A 12,345-nucleotide genomic window follows, 5' to 3' on the forward strand; every position below is an offset into this window, starting at 1 on the left:
AATCGGTTGACAGAAGCGTTGAAATAATGATGAAAAATGCAAATGCCCGCTAGCCTCCCTAGAAATATAAGGATGTCCCATGCCTACCCTCTCCCAAATAAAAAACGCCATTATGGCGGATCCGCAAAATCGAACCTTCACCGAACGTGGTATAGAACCGCTCTTTGCTGCGCCAACGAGTGCCAGAATCAACATTGTGGGGCAAGCGCCTGGCGTAAAAGCAGAACAAACCCGTTTATATTGGAACGACAAAAGTGGCGACCGCCTGCGTGAGTGGTTAGGTGTGGATCGTGAAATCTTCTATCATTCCGATTTATTTGCCGTAATTCCGATGGATTTTTACTATCCTGGCAAAGGTAAATCGGGAGATTTGCCACCACGCAAAGGTTTTGCGGAGAAATGGCATCCGCACATTTTGGCAGACTTACCGAATATCGAGCTGACTATTTTGATCGGCCACTATGCGCAAAAATATTACTTACCGGAAAACACGCTAAACGTAACGGAAACCGTAAAAAATTACATAAAATTTCTACCGCACTTTTTGCCGTTAGTTCACCCTTCGTCGCGTAATCAGCTTTGGTTGGCGAAAAATCCGTGGTTTGAGCAAGAAGTCGTGCCAAGATTACAACAACGGGTAAAAGAAATCTTATCCCGCTAATTGTAATTTCACATCATTTTCTAAGAAACAAAAAAAGCCTGTCACACGACAGGCCAAATTTGGAACAATTCGATTAGATCTCGATACCGTCAAACAATGCGGTACTCAAATACCGTTCTGATGCAGATGGTAAAACTACGACAATTAATTTGTCCTTAAATTCAGATAATTTTGCCAAACGATCTGCTGCGGCTACCGCAGCACCGGAGGAAATCCCCGCTAAAATGCCTTCTTCTGCCATTAAACGGCGGGCTGTTGCAATGGCGGTGTCGCTATCAACGGTCTCCACGCGGTCAATTAATGAAAGATCGAGATTTTTCGGAATAAAGCCGGCGCCGATCCCTTGGATTTTATGCGGACCCGGTTTAACTTCTTGACCGGCAAGGGTTTGTGTGATCACCGGGGATTCGGCGGGTTCAACCGCAACAGAGGTAATTTGTTTGCCGTGATCCAATTTAATGGCGCGGGAAATACCGGTAATAGTACCGCCTGTGCCAACACCAGCAACGACAACATCAACTTTGCCTTCGGTATCTTTCCAAATTTCTTGACCGGTTGTTTTGCGATGAATGTCAGGGTTTGCCGGATTTTCAAATTGTTTTAACATCACATAACGATTCGGGTTGGATGCCACAATTTCTTCCGCCTTGGCAATGGCGCCTTTCATACCTTTAGCGCCTTCGGTTAACACCAAATTTACACCCAAGCCGCGCAATAAACGTTTACGTTCGGTGCTCATGGTTTCAGGCATGGTTAAGGTGATTTTATACCCACGAGCAGCCGCCACATACGCCAAAGCGATTCCGGTGTTGCCGCTGGTCGCATCCACGATTTCTTTATCTTGGGTTAAAACCCCGTCTTTTTCCGCTTGCCATACCATGTTGGCACCGATACGGCATTTCACGCTGTAACTTGGGTTGCGACCTTCGATTTTGACAACGATGTTGCCGTTACCGAAATGTTTTAAACGCACTAATGGCGTATTACCGATAGAATAAGAGTTATCGTTATGAATCGTCATATTATTTTGTTCTCCCAATGATCTTACTTAAGTAGTTTAAGGCCGAAAGTGGTGGTATTTTTATCACAAGATTTTGTTCTCAAAAAATACCGAATTATTCTATTTAATAACCAAAAGCTATTTAGACACGATCTGTCCGCTGCTTTTAGACGGTTTCTCCAACGGCATATTCGCTCCCGCACCGCTTTGTGGCGCTTGTGCAAATTTAAACAAATGGCGATATTCTTTCACCCACATAGCCGTTGCCCCGCATGCCGCCACGGGAATCACTACCAAGTTAACAATCGGTACTAACATACATAAAGACACCAAGCCCCCGAAAGTCACCGTCATATTGCGTTTCATCGCCAGCTCGTTTTTCATTAATCCGAAAGGAATTTTATGGTTATCAAAAGGGTAGTCGCAATATTGAATGGCCATCATCCATGCAGAAAATAAAAAAGTGACCACAGGAATCACCGTCTGCCCGATTAACGGAATAAAACTTAATAAAAACAAAGCAATAATTTTTGGCAGACTATAAACCAATTTTTGCCATTCCCGTGCCAACATACGCGGCGTGTCCTTCACAAAATCCCACAAGGAATCATTGGAAATCTCTTCACCGGTCATCATTTTTTCGACTTTTTCAGCTAATAAGCCGTTAAACGGCGCGGCGATAAAACCGGATAAAGTGGCAAAAATGAAATAATACAGCACCAAAATCATGCCAATAATGAGTATCGGCAAAATACTTCCCAACCAACTTAGCCAAGAAGGCACATAATCCATAAGATTGCTGACAACGTCTTTAATTTGGAAGACAAAAGCGACAAACAAGCCGCCTAACAATAGGACATTTAACAACACCGGCATGACGGCAAAACGACGCAAGCCTTTTTGCTGAATCAAATGCCAACCGGTCACAAAATATTCAAAACCCAATTTGATTTCCTGTTGATTTAACATAAATTTCCCCTCACAGAAAAGAGGCTCAGAATACAAAGTGCGGTAGAAAAAATCAATAAATAAGCAGACCCTATCATCAATTTCGTAAAAACATGATAAACTTACGCCCAATTGCGTTAATTTTGTATGATTGGAGAATCGGCAATGGATTTAAATACAATTTTGATTATTTTAGGGGTAATTGCCCTGCTCGCCTTAGTTGCGCACGGCATTTGGTCAAATCGCCGTGAAAAATCCCAATACTTTAAAAATGCCAATACGTTCTCACAAAATCGCCAACCGAATCGTTTCACGGCGCCGAATCAAGCGGCCAAACCTTCAGCAGAGCCACCGATTGCCAATAAACCCGCGCACAGCTTTGTGGAAGAAAACCCACCACAACAACAAAACTTAGATTTCGACGCAACAGCGCCAAGCAACACAGAAAGCCAATCCATTGAACGTGCGGTAGATGAAATCAAAATTACTTTGCCAAACGGCGCATCCAACAGTATTGAAACCCAATACCAAGCCCCACAGCCGACGCAACCAACAGCCTTTACCCAATCATCTGAACAACCGTCAGAAACATCAAGCGCAACGGCGCAAAGTGGCGTGCAATTCCAATCTTATACGGACACAAACCGTGTTTCCATGACACAAATGGAAGAAGAATATCAAACACCGACCGTATCTTTAACGCCGGTCGAAACAGAACCATCTCATGAGGAAGCACCACAAAACAGTACAGATGAAGAGACGGAAAACAAAGCCCCGAAAGGCGATAAACCGCCATTTATTATGTTGTATGTGGTGGCGCCGGAAAACCGTGAATTTCACGGTGCTCACTTAGCACAAGCGTTGGAAGGTCTTGGTTTTATTTTCGGTGATCGTCACATTTACCATCGTCACTTAGATTTAACCCCTTCCAGTCCGGTGTTGTTTAGTTTGGCAAATTTACGCCAACCAAACACCTTTAATCCTTATGATATGGAAAACTTCTTTACCGTCGGCATTGTGCTATTTATGGAGCTGCCGTCTCCGGGCAATGACACCGTGAACTTGAAAACCATGATTCGTGCCGCCCGCAATTTAGCGGATGAACTGGGCGGCTTCGTGCTAACGGATAAACAAGAAATCTTTAACGATCACGCCGAACAAGAATATTTGGCCAAAGTGGCTTAATCCATCACAGCGGCTTAAAAACGTTTTTAAAAACGACCGCACTTTTGGCTCGCTGAGCACCTAAAAAGTGCGGTCGTTTTTTCGATTATTTTTATGGAATAACAATGACAACTTCAATTCAACAACAAATTGACGACCTCAGAAAAACCCTGCGTTATCACGAATATCAATATCATGTGTTAGACGAGCCACAGATTCCCGACAGTGAATACGATCGCTTGTTTCATCAGCTCAAAGCCTTAGAACAACAACATCCCGCGCTGATCACCACCGATTCGCCGACCCAACGCGTGGGTGCGCGGCCATTATCGGAGTTTGCGCAAATTAAACATGAACTTCCGATGCTCTCGTTAGATAACGCCTTTTCTGATGAGGAGTTTCTGGCCTTCGTGAAACGTATTCAAGATCGTTTAGGACTTGTGCCAGAACCATTGACATTTTGTTGCGAACCTAAATTGGACGGATTGGCAGTCAGTATTTTGTATGTGAATGGTGTGCTGACCCAAGCGGCAACGCGCGGCGATGGCACAACGGGCGAAGACATTACGCAAAACATTCGTACCATTCGCAACATTCCCTTGCAACTACTAACAGATAATCCGCCGGCACGCTTGGAAGTGCGTGGTGAAGTGTTTATGCCGCACGACGGTTTCGAGCGCTTAAACGAACGAGCCTTGGAACAGGGCGAAAAAACCTTTGCTAATCCGCGTAATGCGGCGGCAGGTTCCTTACGCCAATTGGATCCGAAAATCACCAGTCAGCGCCCGCTCGTGTTCAATGCTTACAGCATCGGCGTCGCCCAAAGGATAGACTTACCGCCTACTCATTTTGAACGCCTACAATGGTTGAAATCCATCGGCGTGCCGGTAAATAGCGAGATCCGTTTATGCGATGGCATTGAAAACGTGCTGAATTTCTACCGCACTATGATGGAAAAACGCAGTTCCTTGGGTTATGACATTGACGGTACCGTGTTAAAAGTCAATGACATTGAATTGCAACAAAGACTGGGCTTTATTTCCAAAGCACCGCGTTGGGCAATCGCTTACAAATTCCCAGCACAAGAAGAACTGACGGTATTAAATGACGTGGAATTCCAAGTCGGTCGAACCGGTGCCATCACGCCTGTAGCCAAGTTACAACCGGTGTTCGTTGCCGGCGTAACGGTAAGTAACGCAACCTTACATAATGGCGACGAGATCGAGCGTCTCAACATTGCTATCGGCGACACGGTGATTATTCGTCGTGCCGGCGATGTGATTCCACAAATTATTGGTGTCGTACATGATCGCCGCCCGGCCAACGCGCGCCAAATTGTCTTTCCAACGCACTGTCCGGTATGCGATTCCTTAATCGTACGCATTGAAGGCGAAGCGGTGGCACGTTGCACCGGCGGGTTATTCTGTGCGGCACAACGCAAAGAAGCGCTAAAACATTTCGTCTCACGCAAAGCCATGGACATTGACGGTGTAGGTGCCAAACTGATTGAGCAACTGGTGGATCGCGAATTGGTTCATACCCCGGCAGATTTGTTCAAGTTGGATTTAGCCACACTCACCCGCTTGGAACGCATGGGGTCGAAATCGGCTGAAAATGCGTTAGTCAGCTTAGAAAAAGCAAAACACACGACCCTCGCCCGTTTTATCTTTGCGTTGGGTATTCGTGATGTGGGTGAAGCCACGGCATTAAATCTGGCAAACCATTTCAAAACCTTAGAAGCGTTACAAAATGCCGATTTAGAACAGCTACAACAAGTGTCTGATGTGGGCGAAGTGGTTGCGAATCGCATTTTTGTGTTCTGGCGCGAAGAGCATAATGTTGCGGTGGTGAATGATCTCATCGCCCAAGGCGTGCATTGGGAAACCGTCGAAGTACAGGACGTGAAAGAAAATCCATTCAAAGACAAAACTGTGTTGCTCACCGGTACACTTTCCCAAATGGGACGCAACGATGCCAAAGCGCTGTTACAACAACTCGGTGCCAAAGTCAGCGGCAGTGTTTCGGCAAAAACCGATTATGTTATCGCCGGTGAAGCAGCAGGTTCCAAACTCAGTAAAGCGGCAGAATTAGGCGTGCAGGTGTTGAGTGAAGAGGAGTTTTTAGCGTGGGTTAATGGATAAAGTGTAAAGACAGAAATCCATTTATCCCAAAGCAAAAAATAAGGACAGGCATAAAGCCTGTCCCTACAAAAACACTTGAAAAATTACTCCCAATCGAATCAAGTTCGGTTGTTCGCCCCGAAGGGGCCGTTGGCAAAGCTAACGTTCAAAACCCGTTGGATTTTGTGACCGCACTTTCAGTGACCCTATTCGGCAATCCGTTCTTTATAATGCAATCGGCAGACCGATAAATAACTGTCGTTGCCACCAATTTGAATTTGATTCCCTTGTTTGACGACCTCGCCTTGTTCATTTAAACGCAATACGAAATTGGCTTTACGTCCGCAATAGCAAATGGTTTTAAGTTCTTCCAACTGATCCGCCCATGCCAACAAATAGCGACTCCCTTCAAAAAGTTCTGCTTGGAAGTCAGTGCGTAAGCCATAACATAAAACAGGAATTTTCAGTTTATCCACCACATCGCTCAGTTGATACACTTGTGCTTTGGTTAAAAATTGTGCTTCATCCACCAAAATACAATGCAACGGCTCTTTCGTTAAGTGTTGTTGAATTTCTGCAAATAAATCCGTGTCACGTGCGAAGGTGTTCGCCTGTTCACTGATACCAATACGGGAAGTAACGCGTCCGGCGCCAAAACGATCATCAATGGCAGCCGTATAAACGAGTGTGTTCATATTGCGTTCACGGTAGTTATAGGAAGATTGCAGCAAAGTTGTCGATTTTCCCGCATTCATGGTGGAATAATAAAAATACAGCTTGGCCATAATTATTTAAGCGCCCATTTCCAAAAGTAATAGCAGATAAAACCGGTTAACGGCGGTAACGAGGCGAGAATAAAAACACCTATAGTGGTGCGTGCACCAACCATCTTCCCTACCTCCGTTAAGAAATCGATGAGGACGTCTGTCGGCGTGGTAAACACAAAAAAGCCGATAATTGCCAACATAACGAAGCAGCCAATTCCGGCGGCACGCATTGCTCTGAATTTAATGTTGTCCATAATGTTTCCTTGAATGAAGTGCGGTCAAAAAAACGTTTAAATTTTTGACCGCACTTTGATTTAGCATCGGGTTAAATGGCGGTTAATTCGGTCATTGCCCAACGCGGACGCACTTCGATGGCAAGATCTTGCTGCTGTCCTTGTTTTAAACGTAGAAAACCGGCATAGGCAATCATGGCGCCGTTATCGGTACAAAATTGCGGTTGCGGGTAAAACACTTCACCACCTAATTGTTGCATCAGTTCCGCCAAGGTTTGGCGCAACTGTTTATTGGCACTTACACCGCCGGCAATCACTAAACGCTTCAAGCCCGTTTGTTTTAACGCACGCTTGCATTTGATTGCTAGCGTATCCACCACAGCCTCTTGGAACGCATAAGCAATATCCGACTTGCTTTGCTCGGTTAATTTCCCTTCTTCTTGCATGACTTGATGAAGCGTATTGGCGGCAAAGGTTTTTAAGCCGGAAAAGCTGAAATCCAAACCTGGACGATCAGTCATCGGACGTGGAAAAGCAAAACGATTCGGCGTGCCATTTGAAGCTAAACGGGCTAGTGCCGCCCCGCCGGGATAATCCAATCCGAGTAATTTTGCCGTTTTGTCAAACGCTTCCCCTGCGGCATCATCAATGGATTCGCCTAATAATTCGTAGCGTCCGACGCCGTCCACACGCACCAATTGAGTATGCCCGCCGGACACCAACAACGCCACAAAAGGAAAGTGCGGTGGATTTTCTTCCAGCATGGGGGCCAGTAAATGCCCTTCCATGTGATGTATGCCGATTGCCGGTACATTCCACGCATAAGCCAAGGATCGCGCCACCGTAGAGCCAACTAACAACGCGCCGACTAAACCCGGACCGCAGGTATAAGCTACGCCGTCAATGTCTTTGGCGGTAAGATTGGCTTCTTGTAAGGCGGCTTGTAATAATGGCGCTAATTTCCGGATATGATCACGTGATGCTAGCTCCGGCACAACACCGCCATAATCGGCATGCAACGCAATTTGAGTGTGTAACTGATTGGCAATCAAGCCTTTTTCTTCATCATAAATGGCAACACCCGTTTCATCACAGGACGTTTCAATGCCTAAAATTCGCATTTTGAATCTCTTTTTATTCTGTTCAATGAGGCTGAATTTTACCTTTTTTACAAGGATTTAACCAGTTTTCAAACGGGGATTTGCGGAAAAGGCGAATCTTTCCTTTACTTTCGTACTGAATTTGGATTAAAATTGCGACCTTTATTGAATCTGCCGCAGGCGCGGCAACAAATAAAAATTTAAATTGCAATTAAATTAATTAAACTCATTGAGGTGATTGGCTTATGCCTGTAATTAAAGTTCGTGAAAATGAATCCTTTGACGTAGCATTACGTCGTTTCAAACGCTCTTGCGAAAAAGCTGGTATCTTAGCAGAAGTTCGTGCTCGTGAATTCTACGAAAAACCAACAACGATTCGTAAACGTGAAAATGCAACCCGCGCAAAACGTCACGCTAAACGCGTAGCTCGTGAAAACGCACGCAACACACGTTTATACTAATTAACAGTATTTTTTAACTCGAGTTATAAAAACCGTGAATCTTCCAAGGCTCACGGTTTTATTTTCTCTCAATCTCATCAGTTAGGCTCATATTTCGTTCACAATAAGAGGCAGAATACTCGATGAAAGGCACCATTCCACGTACATTTATAGACGATATATTAACTAAAGTTAATATCGTTGATCTGATCAATTCCAGAGTAAAACTGAAAAAAGCCGGCCGAGATTATCAGGCGTGCTGTCCGTTTCATCATGAAAAAACCCCCTCTTTTACCGTCAGTGACAAAAAACAGTTTTATCATTGCTTCGGTTGTGGCGCGCACGGCAATGCCATTTCCTTTTTGATGGAGTATGACAAACTGGAATTTGTGGAAGCGGTGGAAGAACTGGCCGGTTTTCTTGGGTTGGAAATTCTCTACGAAAAACGACCGCACTTTAACGAGAGTGGCAAGCAAGTCGGCTATCAAACCAAGCGTAATCTGTATGAATTAATGCAGGAAATCGCCACATTTTATCAGCAACAATTGCCGTTAAATATTCCTGCGCAAAGTTATCTGCAACAACGTGGTTTATCAGCGGAAATTATCGAACGTTTTCAAATCGGTTATGTGCCGAATGCCATGGATACCGTTTATCGCCAATTCGGTAAAACCCGAGAAGAGCAACAAAAACTGTTCGATTTAGGCATGCTATCACGCAATGATCGTGGCAATATTTATGACAAATTTCGCAATCGGATTATGTTTCCGATTCGCGATCGTCGAGGCCGCACCGTGGCTTTCGGCGGACGCGTGTTAACCGATGAGAAACCGAAATATTTGAACTCTCCGGAAACCGTGACCTATCACAAAGGCAGTGAATTGTACGGTTTATTTGAAGCCCTACAAGCTGACGATTCACCACAAAAATTACTGGTTGTTGAAGGTTATATGGATGTGGTGGCGTTGGCCCAATTCGGTGTAGATTATGCCGTGGCCTCTCTTGGCACATCAACAACCTCGGAGCAAATTCAATTACTCTTTCGCTCAACAGAACAAGTGATTTGCTGTTATGACGGCGATCACGCGGGGCGTGATGCGGCATGGCGAGCCTTAGAAAATGCACTGCCTTATTTGGAAGACGGCCATCAACTCAAATTTATCTTTTTACCTGACGGCGAGGATCCCGATACCTTTATTCGCCAATTTGGCAAAGAGGGATTCGAGGAATATCTCAATAACGCACAATCTTTAAGTGAATTTTTATTTGCTCATTTGACGCCACAAGTGGATTTCTCCAGCAAAGAAGGGAAAAACAAACTGGCGGCATTAGCAATACCGTTAATTAAACAAATTCCGGGCGATGTACTACGTTTGAATTTGCGTAACACGTTAGCCAAAAAACTAGGGATTCTCGATCCGACGCAGCTGGAAAGCCTTATTCCAAATCAACAGAAAACAGAAAACACACCGACAGCCCAACCGATACAATTTAAGCGAACCCCAATGCGTGTGCTGATCGCATTGTTGTTACAAAATCCGGAATTGGTGAAATTTGTACCCGATTTGGAATCTTTTCGTTCGTTAAATGAGCCGGGCTACGATTTGTTTGCAGAAATGACCGCACTTTGCCGTGAAAAAGTGGGTATTAGTTCCGGGCAACTGTTGGAACACTGGCGCGATACACCTCAACAAAATACGCTTGAAAAACTGGCCACATGGAACCATTTGGTTGAAGAAGACAAGATTGAAGATACCTTCCGCGAAACATTACGTTATCTTTATCTACAGATCATTGATAAACGAATAAATTGGCTAATCGCTAAGGATCGTAGCGAAGGATTAAATCTTGATGAGAAAAAAGAACTTTCAACGTTGTTGTTGGTAAAAAAACGCGAAAAAGAACACGAAAGAAATAGTTAAACCGAAGGAAGAATGCTAAAATCTTGGCGTTTTATCTTCACTAAATTAAGTAAGCAAGGCGGATATCAAATATGGATCACAATCCACAATCTCAATTGAAACTACTCATCGCCCAAGGGAAAGAGCAAGGCTATTTAACGTATGCCGAAGTCAATGACAGCCTGCCCGAAGAACTCGTCGATGCCGATCAAATTGAAGATATCATTCAAATGATCAACGACATGGGGATTCAGGTGTTGGAGACTGCACCGGATGCCGATGATCTGATGCTCAATGAAACGATTACTGATGAAGATGTCGTTGAAGAAGCCACACAGGTGTTATCCAGCGTTGAGGCCGAGTTAGGCCGTACAACCGACCCTGTGCGCATGTATATGCGTGAGATGGGCAGTGTGGAATTGCTTACCCGCGAGGGCGAAATTGATATTGCCAAACGTATTGAAGAAGGTATCAATGAAGTACAAAGTGCTGTTGCCGCTTATCCTGAAGCGATCACTTATTTAATTGAACAATACGAATCAGTAGAAAATGGCGGTGTTCGCTTGGCTGATTTAATTACCGGTTTTGTCGATCCAAACGTATTGAGCGAATCTGATAACACCCACTTAGATGAAAATTTTGATTCCGATGAAGAAAATGAAGAAGATGTCGGCGATAATAGGTTAGATGATGAAAGCGAAGATGAAGAAGATAGAGAGGAAAACAGTAGCGACGATGGTGATAGCGATAACAGCATCGATCCCGAAGTTGCACGCGAAAAATTCACCGCACTTAAAGAACAACATCAAAAAACCTTGGCAAGCATTGAAAAACATGGTCGCACATCGAAAAAAACCAAAGATGAAATTCAAGCCTTGTCAGATATTTTCACTCAATTCCGTTTAGTGCCAAAACAGTTCGATATTCTTGTGCTATCCATGCGTGACATAATGAAACGCATGCGTGCGCAAGAACGCTTTATTCAGCGAATCGTGGTCGATAATGCCAAAATGCCTAAATCCAGTTTCCAAAAGAGTTTCATCGGACATGAAACTACCGATACTTGGTTGATTAAAGCCTTGGGCGCTGGCAAAGCATGGTCTGAAAAACTAGTACAATATGAAAATGATTTGCGTCAAGCCATCGCAAATTTAGTACAAATTGAGCAAGACACTCATCTCACTATTCAGCAAATTAGAGAAATCTGCGAACGCATTGCACAAGGTGAGTTAAAAGCACGTCGTGCAAAGAAAGAAATGGTGGAAGCCAACTTGCGTTTGGTGATTTCCATTGCAAAAAAATATACCAATCGTGGATTGCAATTCCTTGATTTAATTCAAGAAGGTAATATCGGCTTAATGAAAGCAGTAGATAAATTTGAATACCGTCGTGGTTACAAATTCTCCACTTATGCCACTTGGTGGATTCGTCAGGCGATTACCCGTTCTATTGCGGATCAAGCACGGACAATCCGTATCCCGGTACACATGATTGAAACGATTAACAAGCTAAATCGTATTTCCCGCCAAATGTTACAAGAAATGGGACGTGAAGCCTCACCAGAAGAATTGGCGGAGCGTATGGGTATGCCTGAAGATAAAATCCGTAAAGTACTGAAAATTGCGAAAGAACCAATCTCTATGGAAACCCCTATCGGAGATGACGATGATTCCCATTTAGGTGATTTCATTGAAGACTCCACCTTAGAGCTTCCGTTAGATTCCGCCACCGCACAAAGCTTAAAAGCGGCCACACATGAAGTGCTGGAAGGTTTAACGTCACGTGAAGCGAAAGTTCTTCGTATGCGTTTCGGTATCGACATGAACACCGACCACACGTTAGAAGAGGTTGGCAAACAATTTGACGTTACCCGTGAACGTATTCGTCAGATTGAAGCCAAAGCATTACGCAAATTGCGTCATCCAAGTCGCTCAGAAACGTTGCGTAGCTTCTTAGATGAGTAGTGAAACAAACCCTAATAGTACAAAAAGGATAAGTCATAATGACTTAT

11 protein-coding genes are annotated in these 12,345 nt (G+C 44.2%); 6 read left to right on the top strand and 5 right to left on the bottom strand.

Annotation, left to right across the window (positions count from 1 at the left end; genetic code table 11):
* Window positions 1-79 precede the first annotated feature (79 nt).
* Window positions 80-661, top strand: coding sequence for a uracil-DNA glycosylase family protein (locus EL144_RS05100; protein ID WP_005705013.1), 582 nt, complete (start codon window positions 80-82; stop codon window positions 659-661).
* Window positions 662-734: 73 nt separating this feature from the next.
* On the opposite strand, the gene cysK is transcribed toward EL144_RS05100, so the two are convergent.
* Both cysK and cysZ read right to left on the bottom strand, forming a co-directional pair.
* Window positions 735-1,682, bottom strand: a complete 948-nt coding sequence (gene cysK, locus EL144_RS05105; RefSeq protein WP_032995433.1) for a cysteine synthase A — start codon at window positions 1,680-1,682, stop codon at window positions 735-737.
* Between the two features lie 117 nt (window positions 1,683-1,799).
* Window positions 1,800-2,630, bottom strand: coding sequence for a sulfate transporter CysZ (gene cysZ, locus EL144_RS05110; RefSeq protein ID WP_005705011.1), 831 nt, complete (start codon window positions 2,628-2,630; stop codon window positions 1,800-1,802).
* 144 nt (window positions 2,631-2,774) lie between these two features.
* Here cysZ and zipA point away from each other — a divergent pair, with 144 nt between their 5' ends.
* Window positions 2,775-3,794: a cell division protein ZipA gene (gene zipA / locus EL144_RS05115; protein WP_032995432.1), complete on the top strand. Its 1,020-nt coding sequence runs from the start codon at window positions 2,775-2,777 to the stop codon at window positions 3,792-3,794.
* A 104-nt stretch (window positions 3,795-3,898) separates the two neighbouring features.
* A complete protein-coding gene (ligA, locus tag EL144_RS05120) occupies window positions 3,899-5,914 on the top strand; it encodes an NAD-dependent DNA ligase LigA (RefSeq protein ID WP_005705009.1) in 2,016 nt (671 codons plus the stop codon).
* A 185-nt stretch (window positions 5,915-6,099) separates the two neighbouring features.
* On the opposite strand, the gene EL144_RS05125 is transcribed toward ligA, so the two are convergent.
* From EL144_RS05125 to tsaD, 3 genes are all read right to left on the bottom strand, one after another.
* Window positions 6,100-6,678 (bottom strand): thymidine kinase, encoded by a 579-nt coding sequence (locus tag EL144_RS05125; protein ID WP_005705008.1) that lies wholly within the window; start codon window positions 6,676-6,678, stop codon window positions 6,100-6,102.
* A 2-nt stretch (window positions 6,679-6,680) separates the two neighbouring features.
* The gene (locus tag EL144_RS05130; RefSeq protein WP_032995431.1) at window positions 6,681-6,914 is read right to left on the bottom strand and encodes a hypothetical protein; all 234 of its coding nucleotides are present in this window, start codon (window positions 6,912-6,914) and stop codon (window positions 6,681-6,683) included.
* A gap of 71 nt (window positions 6,915-6,985) precedes the next feature.
* A complete protein-coding gene (gene tsaD / locus EL144_RS05135) occupies window positions 6,986-8,014 on the bottom strand; it encodes a tRNA (adenosine(37)-N6)-threonylcarbamoyltransferase complex transferase subunit TsaD (RefSeq protein WP_005705005.1) in 1,029 nt (342 codons plus the stop codon).
* Between the two features lie 224 nt (window positions 8,015-8,238).
* On the opposite strand from tsaD, the gene rpsU reads away from it, so the two are divergent.
* The 3 genes from rpsU (at window position 8,239) to rpoD (ending at window position 12,298) form a co-directional block, all read left to right on the top strand.
* Entirely contained in the window at window positions 8,239-8,454 is a 216-nt protein-coding gene (gene rpsU / locus EL144_RS05140) for a 30S ribosomal protein S21 (RefSeq protein ID WP_005701713.1), read from the top strand.
* 122 nt (window positions 8,455-8,576) lie between these two features.
* Window positions 8,577-10,355 (top strand): DNA primase, encoded by a 1,779-nt coding sequence (gene dnaG, locus EL144_RS05145; RefSeq protein ID WP_050332949.1) that lies wholly within the window; start codon window positions 8,577-8,579, stop codon window positions 10,353-10,355.
* 71 nt (window positions 10,356-10,426) lie between these two features.
* Complete coding sequence (gene rpoD / locus EL144_RS05150) at window positions 10,427-12,298, top strand: RNA polymerase sigma factor RpoD (RefSeq protein WP_005705002.1); 1,872 nt, start codon at window positions 10,427-10,429, stop codon at window positions 12,296-12,298.
* The last annotated feature ends 47 nt before the right edge of the window (window positions 12,299-12,345 follow it).

Source organism: Aggregatibacter aphrophilus ATCC 33389, from assembly GCF_900636915.1.
Lineage (GTDB): Bacteria > Pseudomonadota > Gammaproteobacteria > Enterobacterales > Pasteurellaceae > Aggregatibacter > Aggregatibacter aphrophilus.